This is a genomic window from Aminipila terrae, assembly GCF_010120715.1.
GTDB classification, from domain to species: domain Bacteria; phylum Bacillota; class Clostridia; order Peptostreptococcales; family Anaerovoracaceae; genus Aminipila; species Aminipila terrae.
This window is the reverse complement of the sequence record NZ_CP047591.1, coordinates 2,863,219-2,879,057: the sequence shown is the minus strand read 5'-3', so window position 1 is coordinate 2,879,057 and position 15,839 is coordinate 2,863,219. Positions and strand designations below refer to the sequence as shown.

General features: G+C 37.8%; 13 protein-coding genes and 2 pseudogenes. 1 reads left to right on the top strand and 14 read right to left on the bottom strand.

Annotated features, from left to right (window positions below; translation table 11 throughout):
- Position 1: 1 nt before the first annotated feature.
- The 5 genes from nrdR to Ami3637_RS19260 all read right to left on the bottom strand — a co-directional run bounded on the left by nrdR (position 2) and on the right by Ami3637_RS19260 (position 3,071).
- On the bottom strand, positions 2-469 hold the full coding sequence (gene nrdR, locus Ami3637_RS13810; RefSeq protein WP_162363773.1) for a transcriptional regulator NrdR: 468 nt from the start codon (positions 467-469) through the stop codon (positions 2-4).
- A 136-nt stretch (positions 470-605) separates the two neighbouring features.
- Positions 606-854: a PRC-barrel domain-containing protein gene (locus Ami3637_RS13805; protein ID WP_202931056.1), complete on the bottom strand. Its 249-nt coding sequence runs from the start codon at positions 852-854 to the stop codon at positions 606-608.
- Between the two features lie 146 nt (positions 855-1,000).
- Positions 1,001-2,140 carry a trigger factor gene (gene tig / locus Ami3637_RS13800; RefSeq protein ID WP_162363063.1) on the bottom strand — a complete coding sequence of 380 codons (1,140 nt, stop codon included), beginning with the start codon at positions 2,138-2,140 and terminating at the stop codon, positions 1,001-1,003.
- Positions 2,141-2,301: 161 nt separating this feature from the next.
- Positions 2,302-2,928 (bottom strand): RNA polymerase sporulation sigma factor SigG, encoded by a 627-nt coding sequence (sigG, locus tag Ami3637_RS13795; RefSeq protein WP_330586653.1) that lies wholly within the window; start codon positions 2,926-2,928, stop codon positions 2,302-2,304.
- Positions 2,928-3,071 (bottom strand): hypothetical protein, encoded by a 144-nt coding sequence (locus Ami3637_RS19260; protein WP_330586652.1) that lies wholly within the window; start codon positions 3,069-3,071, stop codon positions 2,928-2,930. Before Ami3637_RS19260 ends, sigG begins: the two co-directional genes overlap by 1 nt.
- Positions 3,072-3,478: 407 nt before the next feature.
- Between Ami3637_RS19260 and Ami3637_RS13790 the strand changes: the two are divergent.
- Positions 3,479-4,467 (top strand): annotated as a pseudogene (locus Ami3637_RS13790) (diaminopimelate dehydrogenase).
- A 76-nt stretch (positions 4,468-4,543) separates the two neighbouring features.
- Here the strand turns inward: Ami3637_RS13790 and aspS are convergent.
- The 9 genes and pseudogenes from aspS to Ami3637_RS18730 form a co-directional block, all read right to left on the bottom strand.
- Complete coding sequence (gene aspS, locus Ami3637_RS13785) at positions 4,544-6,226, bottom strand: aspartate--tRNA ligase (RefSeq protein ID WP_243158026.1); 1,683 nt, start codon at positions 6,224-6,226, stop codon at positions 4,544-4,546.
- 32 nt (positions 6,227-6,258) lie between these two features.
- A complete protein-coding gene (gatB, locus tag Ami3637_RS13780; protein WP_162363062.1) occupies positions 6,259-7,815 on the bottom strand; it encodes an Asp-tRNA(Asn)/Glu-tRNA(Gln) amidotransferase subunit GatB in 1,557 nt (518 codons plus the stop codon).
- Positions 7,815-9,286: pseudogene (gatA, locus tag Ami3637_RS13775) on the bottom strand (Asp-tRNA(Asn)/Glu-tRNA(Gln) amidotransferase subunit GatA). The gene gatB and the pseudogene gatA overlap by 1 nt, the downstream one beginning before the upstream one ends.
- A 15-nt stretch (positions 9,287-9,301) precedes the next feature.
- A complete protein-coding gene (gene gatC, locus Ami3637_RS13770) occupies positions 9,302-9,589 on the bottom strand; it encodes an Asp-tRNA(Asn)/Glu-tRNA(Gln) amidotransferase subunit GatC (RefSeq protein WP_162363061.1) in 288 nt (95 codons plus the stop codon).
- A 184-nt stretch (positions 9,590-9,773) separates the two neighbouring features.
- On the bottom strand, positions 9,774-10,130 hold the full coding sequence (locus Ami3637_RS18750) for an FAD-dependent oxidoreductase (protein ID WP_330586649.1): 357 nt from the start codon (positions 10,128-10,130) through the stop codon (positions 9,774-9,776).
- A gap of 29 nt (positions 10,131-10,159) precedes the next feature.
- Positions 10,160-10,345, bottom strand: coding sequence for a hypothetical protein (locus Ami3637_RS18745; protein ID WP_330586647.1), 186 nt, complete (start codon positions 10,343-10,345; stop codon positions 10,160-10,162).
- On the bottom strand, positions 10,330-11,265 hold the full coding sequence (locus Ami3637_RS18740; protein ID WP_330586646.1) for a glutamate synthase subunit beta: 936 nt from the start codon (positions 11,263-11,265) through the stop codon (positions 10,330-10,332). The genes Ami3637_RS18745 and Ami3637_RS18740 overlap by 16 nt, the downstream gene beginning before the upstream one ends.
- Entirely contained in the window at positions 11,265-13,367 is a 2,103-nt protein-coding gene (locus Ami3637_RS18735) for a glutamate synthase-related protein (RefSeq protein WP_330586645.1), read from the bottom strand. The genes Ami3637_RS18740 and Ami3637_RS18735 overlap by 1 nt, the downstream gene beginning before the upstream one ends.
- Positions 13,316-15,829 carry a glutamate synthase central domain-containing protein gene (locus Ami3637_RS18730; RefSeq protein WP_330586644.1) on the bottom strand — a complete coding sequence of 838 codons (2,514 nt, stop codon included), beginning with the start codon at positions 15,827-15,829 and terminating at the stop codon, positions 13,316-13,318. The genes Ami3637_RS18735 and Ami3637_RS18730 overlap by 52 nt, the downstream gene beginning before the upstream one ends.
- Positions 15,830-15,839 lie beyond the last annotated feature (10 nt).

Below are 15,839 nucleotides of genomic sequence, written 5' to 3'. Positions count from 1 at the left end.
TTTATTTAGGCCTCTTCCCGTTCTCAAGTAATTTTTCTATTTCTGAAACAAAAGTATTTACATCGGTAAACTGCCTATATACAGATGCAAATCTGACATAAGCCACTTCATCTAGTTTCTTCAATTGTTCCATGATAAGCTCCCCTATAAATTCACTTTGAACTTCCTTTTCCATCAGGTTGTTCAGGCCACGTTCAATTTCATTTACAACTTTTTCAATTTCCAACATTGGCACTGGTCTTTTTTCACAGGCCTTGATAATACCATTCAAAACCTTATTCCGGTCAAAGGCTTCCCTTCTTCCATCTTTCTTGACTACCATAAGAAGCATTTCTTCAACTTTTTCATAAGTAGTAAATCTCTTATTACAATTCTCACATTCTCTTCTTCTTCTAATAGCATGTCCTTCTTCTGTAGGTCGTGAGTCAATAACTTTTGTATCTGGATTTTCGCAAAATGGACATCTCATCATGTCACCCCCATCAATATAAAAACTCATACTAGTATTATTCTTGCAACCAAATCAACATAGCCATATTGTATATTTTACTATATATTGTGTATTTTGAAAAGAAATTATTGCATGAGACTGTAATTTCATACAATTATTCAATAAAAGTTTCAATATTAACTAAGATTACATCATCACCTATGGTTTTAATGTTTTCCCATTTGATTACATAATCATCTTCACTCCTGCCGAATATATTAAAAAAGTTCTTTGGTGAAGGAATAATAATGCCCTCAATAGTCCCTTCTTCCAGGTTTATTTCTATATCGCTTACGTAGCCCATACTCCTGCCATCAAAGATGTTTATTACTTCTTTATTCTTAATATCTTCAGTACTTGTCACTTTTATTTCCCCCTTCATACATGTAATTTAAGACCACCAGGCCTGTACTTTTACAATATATGAAAAATGCTATGGAATTATTCCATAGCATTTTGATGATATCTTTTTACAGTTAGTTATTAAATTATCCTTCTAAACTGTTAAATTTAAGCCTTTTTCTCTGCAACTTTATCTGCAGGTACTATTTTAGCATTATCTAAAGCAAACTGGATGACCTTTTCAAGTAAGAAGCTCTTCATAAGATTATCTTTTCCAGCATATTCCTCAAAAGACTTTCCATACTGTTTTTTGAAAGCAGCGTCATCAGTAACGCCCTGTTCCTTCTTAAACTTTTCAAGCTTCTCTTTATATTCTTTATCGGATACCGTAATATTTTCTTTCTTTGCTATGGAATACATCACCATTTCCTGTGATACGATTGCCTTTGCATACTTCTCCAGGTATTCTTGGTAAGCTTTATCATCCATTCCTGCATATTGCTTAACAAAGTCTTTTAACTCCATACCATACTGTTTTGCATAAGATTCATAATACTTTTCATTTGTTTCTTTACAAGCCTGAATCTCTTTATCCGGATATTTTAGCACTTTAGAATTGTCCATTATTTTGGACCAGAGCTTATTTCTCATTTCTTCTTCAGCAGAAGACTTCTTCTTAGCATACAGCTCCTTTTTTACGCTTTTTTCATATCCATTTAAAGTGGTTTCCTTACTATGTGCTTTTACAAAAGCCAAATCATACTTAGGAGTTTCCGTAACCATGATAGCACCTAAAGTCACATCAAAAGCAACATCCTTACCATTTAAATCTTCCTTACCATAATCCTTTGGGAATTTCAGGTTCAGAGTCTTCATTTCTCCGACTTTCATGCCGATTACACCATCATCAAAACCTGGGATATATCCGCTGCTGCCCAAGGTTATAGTAGTTCCTTCCGGACCGGTGCTTCCTCCCTCAAAGGCTTTTCCATTCATCTTGCCAGCATAAACAATCTTTACGCTGTCGCCCTTTGCAGCGGTACCTTCTTTCTTTTCAACCTGCTTGCTGGCCGCTTTAATTCTGCTCTGTATTTCTGCCTGAACTTCATCGTCAGTCACGCTGACTTTTGTTTCTGTAACCTCAATACCCTTGTAATCCCCCAGTTTTACATATTCTGATAAATCGTAGTTCGAATATGGTACCACATACTTGTTACCACATGCTGCAAGCGATAGAGTTAAACATGATACTAGCAGTAAAGCCACAATTTTTGTTTTACCGTTGTTTCTTTTAATCATTTCATCCATGCCTTTCTTAAATTTATTGACTAATACATAGCCCGTATCTGATAATTATATTACATAATGTACTAAAATAAAAGTCATTTAATTCAAAAGCCCGGTTTACTAACCGGGCTCAATTTAAATTTATATTTTTCATAATTTGTATATGCTTTGTGGATACTCACTTAAACATATTTTCGCATATACTTAAGAGCATTTTTCTCTAATCTGCTTACTTGTGCCTGACTAATAGAAATTTCTTCTGCAACTTCCATTTGAGTTTTGCCTTCAAAAAACCTCATGGTCAGAATATGACGCTCTCTCGGGGATAATTTTTTCATTGCTTCGGAAAGCGATAAATTTTCAATCCACCTTGTGTCCGTATTTTTTGTATCCTTTACCTGATCCATTACATAAATGGCATCACCGTCATCATGAAATACTGGTTCAAATAAAGAAATAGGCTCTTGAATGGACTCAAGCGCAAGTACTACATCTTCTCTTTCCATTTCCGTTTCCTTTGCAATTTCAGCTATAGTTGGCTCTCTCTGGAGGTCCCTTGAAAGCTTTTCTCTGGCCTGTAATGCTTTATACGCCGTGTCCCTCAGCGATCTGGAAACTCTGATAGGATTATTATCTCTGAGATATCTTCTGATTTCTCCAATAATCATTGGCACTGCATAAGTGGAAAATTTCACTCCATGTGAAGTATCAAAATTCTCTAATGCCTTAATCAATCCAATACATCCTACCTGAAATAGATCATCGGGGTTCTCTCCCCGGTTATTGAATCTCTGTATTACACTAAGCACTAATCTGAGATTCCCTTTAATGAATTCTTCTCTAACCTCTTTATCTCCCCTTTGACAGCCTCTATCATTTTCATCATTTCTGCATCTTTATAAACTGGCAGCTTTGCTGTGTTTACACCGCAGATTTCAACCTTGTTCGTCATAAATAAGGTCCTCCGAATCCCTGCTTGCTCCCCTTTAGCAATTCGTTTCATGTCCTAAAAGGACTATCTGTGACCTATATTATTTATGTGCAAAATTGGTTAAATTTATACTGGTTCTAAAAAAAATATTACTAAAAACTACATTATTTTAGAAAAGGATTTTTTGTTTAAATTAACAATTTTATATGCTTTTTGTATTATTTTTTGTTTACTTTGCACAATTTTTAAATTATAATATCTATAGAATGATAATAGTGCAGTTACTAAAGCTGCTTTGTCTCCTCAAAGCAGTTCCTTTTATGAGAATCAAAAATAAAGTTCTATTCTTTATGACAGATTTAATATAATATAAGATTGAAATATTGCTGTGCACATAATTAAATTTATATTTGATAGGAGAAAAAAGAATGGGAAAAATAAGAATAGGTATTCTGGGATATGGGAATTTAGGACGCGGCGTAGAATTGGCTGTTAATCAGAATCCTGATTTTGAACTGGCTGCCATCTTTACCCGCCGTAATCCATCTGCCGTTCAACCTCTTACCAACGGGGCTAAAGTATATAATGTAAAAGAGGCATTAAATCACAAAAAAGAAATTGATGTTATGGTACTTTGCGGCGGCAGTTCTACGGATTTGATCAGTCAGAGTCCCGCATTTGCTTCACATTTTAATATTGTTGACAGTTTTGACACCCATGCAAAAATTTCCGAGCATTTTAAATCAGTAAACACTTCTGCACTGCTGACTAACCATGCTGCTGTTCTTTCCGCTGGCTGGGATCCCGGATTATTCTCTATCAACAGGCTTTTGGCGGAATCCATATTACCTGAAGGCAACAGTTATACATTCTGGGGAAAAGGAGTCAGTCAGGGGCATTCAGATGCACTAAGACGTATAGAAGGGGTTTCCAATGCCATACAATATACAATTCCCGTGGAATCTGCAGTCAATGAGGTGAGAAAAGGGACTCATCCCGTTTATACTGCAAGAGAAATGCACACCAGAGAATGCTATGTTTCACTTAAGCCAGATGCAGATATGGATAAAGTATATTCAGAAATAGTTAATATGCCTAATTATTTTTCTGATTATAACACAACTGTTCATTTTATCAGTGATGAAGAATTAATAAAAATCATCACGCCATGCCACATGGAGGTTTTGTTCAAAGAAGTGGAAAAACAGGCATAAACCAGGAAAATAATCATGTATTTGAATTTTCTTTAAATCTTGATTCTAATCCGGAATTTACTTCTAATGTTTTAATATGCTATGCCAGAGCTGCTTACAGGCTTTCTTCAGAAGGCATATATGGTGCAAAAACTGTTTTAGAAATTCCTCCTGCTTACTTGTCTGCACAGTCTATTGAAGATCTCCGGGCAGAATTGTTATAATTATAAATTGAGTTTATAAAAAAAGTCGAGAACATTCAATTCACAGTCCGTGTCTTGAAATCCTCGACTTTATTTTTTATCTTAATTTAATATGAACTTCTCTCAGCTGTGTTTCTTCTACCGAACCTGGAGAATTAAACAGCATATCCTGTCCATTTGCAGCAAGTGGAAATGGTATAACTTCCCTGATACTTTCTTCCTGAGAAAGCAGCATAATCATTCTGTCAACACCAGGAGCCATTCCTGCATGCGGTGGTGCCCCATACTGAAATGCCTTATACAATGCTCCAAATTTACTTTTCACATCTTCTTCCGTATATCCTGCAATCTCAAAAGCCTTAACCATTATATCAGGTCTGTGATTTCTGACAGCTCCAGAGGAAAGTTCAACTCCATTTACTACAATATCATACTGATATGCCTTAATATCCAGAGGATTCATTTCCACCAGAGCTTTCATTTCTCCCTGAGGCATTGAAAATGGATTATGGGTGAAGTCTATCTTACCCAGCTCTTCGTTAAATTCATACATAGGAAAATCTATGATATAGCAAAATTCAAACTTTTCCTTATCAATCAGATTCAGACGACTTGCAACTTCTGTTCTGATTAATCCAGCATATCTGGCTACTACACTTTTTTCATCACTGATGAAATATAAGATATCTTCGGGCTGAAGTTTTTCTCTTTCAGCCAGAATCATTCTCTGTTCATCTGTAAAGAACTTGTCTATTGGTCCCTTGTAGGACATGTCTTCATTCACAGTAATATAACCCAGTCCTTTCATGCCAATGCTCCTTGCATAAATCTCCATTTTCTCAAAAAAAGATTTCGGCATCCTGGCTTTTCCCGGAACCCTGATTGCTCTTACGGTTTTCCCTTTAAAAGGTGCAAAGTCAACATTCCTGAAAAAATCGCTCAAATCCGTGATAATCAATGGATTTCTAAGATCTGGTTTATCATTTCCGTATTTCAACATCGATTCTTCAAAGGTAATCTTTCTGAAAGGGGGTTTTGACACTTCCAAATCAGAAAATTGTTTAAATGTAGCGTAAAGCACCTTCTCGGCTACTTCAAATACATCCTCCTGGTTGGCAAAGGCCATTTCAAAATCTAATTGATAAAATTCTCCCGGAGAACGGTCTGCTCTGGCATCTTCATCCCTGAAGCATGGAGCAATCTGAAAGTATTTATCAAACCCAGACGCCATCAGCATCTGTTTAAACTGCTGAGGTGCCTGAGGTAATGCATAAAATGTTCCTCTGTGCTTTCTGCTGGGTACCAGATAGTCCCTGGCTCCTTCTGGTGAAGAATTTCCCAGTATAGGTGTCTGTATCTCCATAAAACCCAGCTCTTCCATTTGATTTCGCAGATACTTTATAACCTGTGACCGCAATATCATTTTATCATGAACTTTAGGATTTCTCAGGTCGAGGAATCTATACTTAAGCCTTACATCTTCCCTCGTATCCACTGAATTATCAATTTCAAAAGGCAGATTGTTCTGTGCTGCACCCAGAATTCTTATGGAAGAAGCTTTTACTTCCACTTCGCCAGTATCAATCTTAGGATTTACTGTATCCTCATCTCTCTTTAAAACCGTACCTGTTACAGAAATAACCGTTTCCTTATTCAGTCTGTCTACCATACTCTCCGTAACCACAATTTGTGTAACGCCATAATGATCTCGCAAGTCTATAAAAGCAATGCCACCATGATTTCTGATGTTTCTTACCCATCCTGCCAGTTTAACTTCCATATGAACATTAGAAACATTCAGCTGGTTACAGTTTACCGTTCTGTAACATCCGTCCGATTCACTATCATCAATTGCAATATTCCATTCTTTAACATCATATTTCTTAGCTTCAGCTGCTTTTTTTGCCTCTTCCTTTTTTCCTGTTCCTCTATTGCAACGTATTGTATCTTCTGCAACTTTTCCTGGACAAGTTTATTAATAGTCTGAGGGCTTGCCTTTCCAGAAAGCTTCCTCATAGCCTGCCCAACTAAAAAGCCAAACGCTTTTTGTTTTCCTGACTTATAATCTTCAATGGATTTAGGATTTTCTGAGATAGCTTCATCAACGGCCTTTTGAATCATTTCCAGATTTTCAATGGCTAATAATCCTTTTTCTCTTACGTATTGTACCGGGTCAGTGTTATGATCAAAAACTTCTTCAATTACTTGTTTTGCAACATTCCTGTTAATTTTTCCCTCTTCAGTCATAGTGATTACTGCTGCCAGTTTCTTAGGATCTATGGAAATATTTTCAGGTTCAACCCCTCTTTCCTTTAGAAGTCTTAGTACATCACCTACAATAAAGTTAGCAGCAAGCTTTGCCTCCCCAGACTTTGCTGCAGCGGATTCAAACAGCTCTGCAATTTGCTTTACGGCAATAATTGTCTTTGCTATATCTTCAGAAAGTCCCAGTTGTTTTTGATATCTTTCCTTTTTTTCCATAGGAAGTTCAGGCATACGATTCCTTAAGCGGCAAATCCACTCTTCCTGAAGCAAAACTGGAAGTAAATCAGGATCAGGGAAGTATCTGTAATCCTGAGCATTTTCTTTGGAACGCATAGCATAGCTTTCCCCGGTTTCATCATCCCATCTTCTGGTTTCCTGTGTAACAATGCCACCCGCCTCCACAAGTTCCATCTGCCTTTTACTCTCAAATTCTATGGCTCTTTGTATGGCTTTAAAGGAATTGAGGTTTTTCATTTCCGTCCGGGTACCAAACTGTTCCGCACCTATAGGTCGCACTGACAGATTCACATCTGCACGCATGGAACCCTCTTGCATCTTACAGTCTGAAACATCTAAATACCGCAACATTTGCTGAAGATTTTCCAGAAATGCCACTACTTGCTTTGCATTTCTAAAATCCGGATTGGTAACAATTTCAATAAGAGGCACTCCGCATCGATTGTAATCTACTAAAGTTCCTCCTGCATCATGAACCAGTTTACCTGCATCTTCTTCCATGTGAATCTCGCAAAGAGTGATTCTGCTGGACTCCCCATCCACATTAATATCCATATACCCATTTCTGCATATTGGATGATAAAGCTGTGAAATCTGATAATCTTTTGGTAAATCAGGATAAAAATAATTCTTTCTGTCAAACCGGTTCTCTTTTTGTATATTACAGTTCAATGCAAGCCCTGCCTTAATAGCACAGTTTACAACCTCTTTATTTAAAACAGGAAGACTTCCAGGTAAGCCCATACATACAGGACAAACATGCGAGTTCGGTTCTCCTCCAAATTCAGTGCTGCATCCACAAAAGATTTTGGTTTTTGTAGCGAGTTCTACATGAACTTCTAGTCCCATTACTATTTCATAATTCATTACAAAATCCCTCCTCTCTTATGGAAATCTGTTACCTTCTGATATGCATAGGCCGCTTTTACCAATACAGGTTCAGAAAAGCTATTACCAATCAGCTGCATTCCCACCGGCATATGATTATCTGCCGAAATACCGCAGGGCAGAGCAACAGCCGGCACTCCTGCCAGATTTACAGAAACCGTATAGATGTCAGCCATATACATGGCTATGGGATCTGAAATCTGTTCTCCGATTTTATAAGCTGTAGTAGGGCTTACAGGACTTAAAATCATATCATATCTCTGAAAAGCTTTATTAAAGCTTTCCTTTATCATAGCTCTTACCTGTAACGCTTTCTTATAATATGCATCAAAATATCCTGAACTTAAAACAAAAGAGCCCAGCATAATCCTTCTTTTCACTTCAGAGCCAAAACCCTCACTTCTGGATTTATAATAGGTTTCCAGTAAGTCCTTTGCCTTTTCTGAACGAAAGCCATATTTTATTCCGTCATACCTTGACAGATTGGAGCTGGCTTCAGCACATGCTATAATGTAATATGCCGGAACAGCGTAATCAATCCCCGGCATCTCAAATTCTTCCAGTTCAGCACCCAGACCTTTTAAAACCCCTGCCCCGGATAAAACCTTTTCTGCTACCTGGGTATCTAATCCATTTCCAAAATAATTCTTTGGAATACCAATTTTAATGCCTTTCAGATTTTCTTTATAAGATTCGGTGAAATCAAAAGGCTTATTCATAACAGATGTACTGTCTCTGTTGTCCGGACCGGAAATAAGAGCAAGTGCTTCTGCGCAATCTTCAACATTTTTTCCTATGGGTCCAATCTGATCTAAGGAAGATGCATAGGCCATGAGTCCATATCTGGATACGCTTCCATAAGATGGCTTTATCCCTGTTAAATTGCAAAAAGCACAGGGCTGCCTGATAGATCCACCGGTATCAGAACCGATAGCATAGGGGACATATCTGCTGCAACAGCTGCCGCAGAACCTCCTGAGGATCCTCCCGGTACATAGGCCTCATTCCATGGATTCTTCGTTATTCCAAAATAAGAAGTTTCTGTGGAGCCACCCATAGCAAATTCATCCATATTCGCTTTTCCTATAACAACCGCACCTGCCTGATTCAGCTTTTCTACAACTCCGGCACTGTATGGAGGAATAAAGTTTTCAAGCATCCTTGATGCAGCCGTAGTTCTGATGTCTTTTGTACAGATATTGTCTTTTATGATTACTGGAACGCCTGCAAGGATGGATATATTTTCACCGCTATTTATTCTTTTTTGTATAGATTCTGCAGTTTTAACAGCTTTTTCTTCATTAACAGTTAAAACCGCATTGATATTATTGTTATTATTATTTATCTCTCCTAAATAATAATGGGTTACTTCTTTACAACTTACTTCTCTGTTCTTAATAAGTCTGCCAATTTCAACTGCAGACAAAGTCTTAAGCTCTTTTACTGCCATTTCTACACCTTCTTTCTACTCAACTGTTTTGTGTACCTTGAAATAATCTCCTTTACAATCAGGAGCATTCATAAGCATCTCTTCCCGTTTATCCCTATTGGTCACATCATCTTCCCTAAAGCAGTTTAGGTTATCAAATGGATGTGACATTTCACTCATGCCTTTTGTATCAAGTTCATTGAGTTTGTCCATGTAATTTAATATATCAGTCAAATCCTTTTTGGCTCTTTGTTTTTCTTCTTCCTCCAGTTCCAGTCTGGATAAATCACTGATATAATCAATCAGACTATCCGTAATAATCATAATTAGACCTCTTTCCTTCCATCCTAAATATTTGCTGAATAATAATATTCCCTAAAAAACATACGTTATAGCATATCATCTTTAATTTCATTTTGCAATATTTTTTAGTGATAATTCACTATTTTCATCTAGTTTTTTATGTGTAAAAAACAAAAATGACGCTTAATACGTCATTTTTGCCATATTACAGATTCGTATACCCCATCAGGTATTTATCTACTTCTCTTGCTACTTCTCTGCCTTCTCTTATGGCCCATACTACCAAAGAGGGGCCTCTTCTCATGTCTCCTGCCACAAAGATTTTATCTCTGGTGGTCATATAATTATATTCCCCTTGATTCTCTGTTCTGACATTAAGTTGGTCATTTGCTTCAACACCAAAGGTTTTAGCAACTTCTATATCACATCCTAAGAACCCTGCAGCAATCAGAACCAAATCCGCCGGAACTGTCTTTTCTGATTTTGGAACCTCTTTCATGAGCATCTTTCCTGTTTCTTTGTCCACTCTCTGTTCCAGTTTAACAAGCACGGCCTGTTTCACATTTCCTTCCTTATCACAGATGAACTCTTTTATTGTCGTCTGGTATTCTCTAGGATCCTTTCCAAAAACTGCAATGGCTTCTTCCTGCCCATAATCTGTTTTAAGGGTTTTAGGCCATTGGGCCAGGGATTACTGTCAAGTCTCTCTTCAGAAGGTTTTGGCATCATTTCCAGCTGTATCACAGATTTTGCACCATGTCTTATAGCTGTACCCACACAATCATTTCCGGTGTCTCCACCCCAAGTACAATTACATTTTTATCCTTGGCTGAAATATACGTACCCTCCTCTAAGAAGTTGTCAAGAAGAGCTTTGGTTGTTGAAGTTAAAAAATCTACAGCATAATAGATTCCTTTTCCGTTTCTGCCTGGTACGTTGATATCTCGTGGATGAGCTGCGCCACATGCAAGAACAACAGCATCATAGTCCTTTAAGAGTTTTTCTGCCTGTTTTTTCCCGGATATTCCTTCATTCATCCTGAATTCAACACCTTCAGTTCTCATTAAATCTATTCTTCTTTTAATGATATGCTTTTCCAGTTTCATGCTGGGAATCCCATACATGAGAAGCCCGCCAGCCCTGTCATCTTTTTCAAAAACAGTTACCTGATGTCCCCTGGAATTTAATTGGTCTGCTGCTGCAAGCCCAGCGGGACCTGAACCAATCACTGCAATTTTTTTACCGGAACGGTTAAGTATTTTTCTTGGCTGCATAATCCTGTTATCATAACCTTCTTCAATGATTGCCAGCTCATTTTCTCTTACAGAGACACTATCACCATGTAAAGAGCAGGTACACGCTTTTTCGCAGAGTGCAGGACATACTCTTGCTGTAAATTCAGGGAAATTATTTCGTTTCAATAGCCTTGTTAGTGCAGCTCTGTAATTTCCATGATAAACCAGGTCATTCCATTCAGGTATTAAATTATTTAATGGGCAGCCAGATACCATACCACCAATCATCATTCCTGACTGGCAGAATGGTACACCACAGTCCATACATCGTGCTCCCTGTTCCATTTGCTCTTCTTTGGAAAGAGCGATATGAAACTCATTAAAATTCTTTATTCTTTCTAAGGGTTCCAGTGCCTCACTGGTCCGCTTTTCATATTTTAAAAAGCCTGTTGACATTCCCATTAATGCATACCTCCTTTTATTTCATAGAAAGCCTTTATTTGTGCCGTCTTCTCATCTACACCCATTTCTTCATACTTCGTAATCAGATTAAGAACATTTTTATAATCATAAGGCATTATTTTCTTAAACATAGGCAGATATTCTGTAAATTTCTTCAGTATTTCTTTTCCTTTAATGGAGTTTGTAGCTTTAACATGTTCCTTAATCAGTTCGTTTAATTCAAGTACATCTTCACTTTTACTTACGTTTTCCAGGGAAATAATTTCTTTGTTTAATTTTGAGTATAAATCCCCTTTTTCATCAAGAACATAAGCTATACCGCCAGACATACCAGCTGCTAAATTATTACCTGTGGAACCAAGGATGACTACCCTGCCCCCTGTCATATACTCAAGCCCATGATCTCCAACGCCTTCAACTACAGCATCTGCACCTGAATTTCTTACACAGAATCTTTCACCTGCCACACCGCTGAAAAAGGCTTTTCCTGAAGTAGCCCCGTAAAGTGCCACATTTCCTATGATAATGTTTTCATCATGTTTAAAGGTTGACTTCTTATTTGGATAAACGATAATTTTACCACCAGACAGCCCTTTTCCAATATAGTCATTACTGTCCCCTTCCAGTTCCAGAGTCAGACCTTTTGGTATAAAGGCACCAAAACTCTGTCCCCCGTATCCAGTACATTTGATGTGATAGGTATCATCTCCCAGTTTATTTCCAAACTTTTTAGTTAATATGGATCCCAGTACAGTTCCGAAGGTTCTGTCCTGATTGTTTACCTGAACTTCTATGGATTTTCTTTCACTTTTTTCTATAGAATCTTTCAGATTTTTGTATAAAATGGTCATGTCTTTACTATCACTCAGTTTAAAGTCAAAGTCATCCCCTTTTGTATGAATACTGTTGAGCATTCCATCTTCGATTCCATTGTTTAAAATGCATCTGATATCTAACAGTTTTTTCTCTGCACTTTTTAAATTCTTTGGTTTTAATACATCAGTTCTGCCAACCATTTCATCTACAGTCTTAAAGCCCAGTAAAGCCATATATTCTCTCAGTTCTTCTGCAACAAATCTCATAAAGTTCATTACATATTCAGGCTTTCCTGAAAATCGTTTTCTGAGTTCCGGATTTTGTGTTGCAATTCCCACAGGGCAAGTGTCCAGATTACATACTCTCATCATAACGCAACCCATGGAAATAAGTGGAGCGGTGGCAAATCCAAATTCTTCTGCTCCTAGTAATGCTGCTATTGCCACTTCTCTGCCGCTCATTAATTTTCCGTCGGTTTCCAGAATAACTCTGCTTCTCAGTCCATTCATCAGTAGAGTCTGATGAGCTTCTGCCAATCCCAGCTCCCATGGAAGTCCTGCATTATATACCGAATTTTTCGGAGCTGCTCCTGTACCACCATCATACCCGGAAATCAGGATAACTTGTGCTCCCGCTTTGGCTACTCCCGCTGCAATCGTACCTACACCTGCTTCAGAAACTAATTTCACTGAGATTCTGGCATCTGAATTTGCACACTTGCAATCATAAATTAACTGTGCCAGATCTTCTATGGAATATATATCGTGATGAGGTGGTGGTGAAATCAGGCCCACACCTGTGGTGCTATGTCTAGTCTTAGCAATCCATGGATATACTTTATCGGCAGGTAACTGACCTCCTTCTCCTGGCTTGGCTCCCTGGGCCAGTTTTATCTGGATTTCTTCCGCGCTTACCAGATATTCAGAGGTTACTCCGAATCTGCCGGACGCAACCTGCTTTATTTTGCTGCATCTGTTCACTCCATCTGCATCTGGCTTAAATCTCTCAGAGTCTTCTCCACCTTCACCACTATTGGATTTTCCCTGTAATTTATTCATGGCTATGGCCATAGTCTCATGTGCCTCTTTGGATATGGATCCATAAGACATCGCCCCTGTTTTAAATCTTCTGACAATAGAATCAACACTTTCTACCTGCTCAATAGGAATGGATTTATTCTTTGGATCAAATTCCATTAAATTTCTTAAATGAGTAGCACCCATTTCTTCATTTATCATTCTGGTATATTCTTTAAACAGCTTGTAATCACCAGTTCTCGTCGCCATCTGAAGTAAATGAATCGTTTGAGGGTTATATAAGTGCTCTTCTTCTCCGCTTCGTACTTTATGTCCCCCAGACTATCCAGAACATAATCCTGGTTTAATCCTAGGGGATCAAAAGCCCTGGAATGTCTTGTATTAATCTGTTCCTCTATTTCCTTTAAGGTGATTCCACCCACTCTGCTTACAGTATTGGTAAAATATTTATTAATCACTTCTTTACTAATGCCTACAGCTTCAAATATTTGTGATCCCTGATAGGATTGAATAGTAGAAATACCCATTTTAGAAGCAATCTTTACTATTCCGTGAAGAATACCTTCTGCATAATCATTCACGGCCGCATAATAATCTTTTTCCAGGATATTATCCTCTATCATTTGTTTGATTGTATCCTGAGCCAGATAAGGGTTAATGGCACTTGCTCCATAACCAAGTAATGTTGCGAAATGATGAACTTCTCTAGGTTCACCACTTTCAAGCACCAGAGATAAAGACATACGCTTTCTGTTTCTTACTAAGTACTGCTGTACTGCAGAAACAGCCAGAAGAGATGGAATTGGTACACTGAATTCATCCACATCTCGGTCTGATAAAATGATTATATTAGCACCATCTTTTAAAGCTCTGTCGATTTGTATGAACACATTATTCACAGCTTTTTCCAAAGAAGTTCCCTTATAATAATTTATTGAAACCGTGGCCACTTTAAAGCCTTCTGCCTTCATATTTTTAATTTTCAGTAAGTCAGTATTGGTTAAAATAGGGTTTCTCACAGAAAGAAGCCTGCAATTCTCTGGAACATCATTCAGCAAATTGCCGTCCTTCCCTAAATAGCTGTATGTTGATGTTACGATTTCTTCCCTGATGGCATCAATAGGCGGATTAGTAACCTGGGCAAAAAGTTGCTTAAAATAGTTGAAAAGCGGAGGATGCTTTTCAGACAACGCAGCCAATGGGGTGTCTGCACCCATGGCGATTACAGGCTCATTTCCAGTTAAAGCCATCGGCTTTAAGTAATCTATAACATCTTCGTATGAATAACCGAAAGCTTTTTGCATTTTGGCAAGTTCCTGGTTTTTATAAAAGGGAACTCTCTGATTCGGAATCTGTAATTCCTTTAGATGCACTAAATTATTTTCCAGCCATTCACCATAAGGCTGACTTCCTGCATAATAATCTTTCAAATCTTTATCATTTATTAATTTTCCTGATTTTGTGTCTACAAGTAGCATTCTGCCAGGTCTCAGTCGCTCTTTCACTTCGATTTCTTCCGGCAGAATATCCAAAACCCCTACCTCCGAAGACAGAATTAAGTTTCCATCCTTGGTTATGTAGTATCTGGATGGTCTTAATCCATTTCTGTCCAGAACAGCCCCTACAATATCTCCATCACTGAAGACAATAGAAGCCGGTCCATCCCAAGGCTCCATCATGGTTCCATGATATAAATAAAAATCTTTCTTCTTCTGACGCATGTTTCTGTCATTGCACCAAGGCTCTGGAATGCATAGCATTACTGCCTTTGGGAAATCCATACCGGACATATATAAAAATTCTAAAGTATTGTCTAGCATGGCGGAGTCTGAACCCCACTTTGGTACTACTGGAAGAACTCTGTAAAAATCCTGTCCTAAGGCATCTGAATGCATATTTTCTTCTCTGGACAGCATTTTATTTACATTTCCACGAATGGTATTTATTTCTCCATTGTGCACAATGTAACGGTTTGGATGTGCCTTTTCCCAAGAAGGCATGGTATTTGTAGAGAATCTGGAATGAACAATAGCAATAGCCGAGATATAATCTTTTTCCTGTAAATCCAGATAAAACATTCTTAGCTGTTTTACAAGAAACATGCCCTTATATACAATAGTTCTGCTTGAAAGAGAACATACATAGGTGTCGTTAGACTCGTTATCGTTACTATTCTCAAATATTCTTCTGGCAACATATAATTTCCTGTCAAACTCAATGCCAGGTTTTAAATTTCTTGGTCTGCCTACGAAAGCCTGATAGATGGCAGGCTTGCACTCCAAAGCGCGATTTCCCAGGACATCATTACGGGTAGGCACTTCCCGCCAGCCAAGGAAATTTAATCCTTCTTTTTCTATGATAACTTCAAATCGTTTCTTTATCTGATTTCTAAGCAGCTCCTGCTGTGGCAGAAAAAACATACCCACAGCAAAATCTCCATTGGAAGGAAATTCAATATTCTTTACGTGTTTAATAAAATAGCTGTGAGGAATTTGCGTCAGAATTCCCACACCATCTCCGGTTTCTCCTGTGGAATCCTTACCTGCTCTGTGCTCAAGTTTTTCAACTATTGTCAGTGCATCCTCTACTGTTTTATGAGATTTTATTCCCTTTATGTTTACAACAGCTCCAATACCGCAATTGTCATGTTCAAAATTTTTATCATATAAACTTCCTGTTATTTTCAAATCTGGTTGATGTACATGTTTCATTTTTATTAAA

Bases quoted from the DNA above. Each gene is read 5' to 3' on its own strand.
- nrdR (WP_162363773.1), bottom strand. From the start codon at position 469: ATGAGATGTCCATTTTGCGAAAATCCAGATACAAAAGTTATTGACTCA.
- tig (WP_162363063.1), bottom strand. From the start codon at position 2,140: ATGGATGAAATGATTAAAAGAAACAACGGTAAAACAAAAATTGTGGCT.
- Ami3637_RS19260 (WP_330586652.1), bottom strand. From the start codon at position 3,071: ATGACGAACAAGGTTGAAATCTGCGGTGTAAACACAGCAAAGCTGCCA.
- aspS (WP_243158026.1), bottom strand. From the start codon at position 6,226: ATGGAAGTTAAACTGGCAGGATGGGTAAGAAACATCAGAAATCATGGT.
- gatB (WP_162363062.1), bottom strand. From the start codon at position 7,815: ATGAATTATGAAATAGTAATGGGACTAGAAGTTCATGTAGAACTCGCT.
- gatC (WP_162363061.1), bottom strand. From the start codon at position 9,589: ATGATTATTACGGATAGTCTGATTGATTATATCAGTGATTTATCCAGA.
- Ami3637_RS18740 (WP_330586646.1), bottom strand. From the start codon at position 11,265: ATGGGAATGTCAACAGGCTTTTTAAAATATGAAAAGCGGACCAGTGAG.
- Ami3637_RS18735 (WP_330586645.1), bottom strand. From the start codon at position 13,367: ATGGCGACGAGAACTGGTGATTACAAGCTGTTTAAAGAATATACCAGA.
- Ami3637_RS18730 (WP_330586644.1), bottom strand. From the start codon at position 15,829: ATGAAACATGTACATCAACCAGATTTGAAAATAACAGGAAGTTTATAT.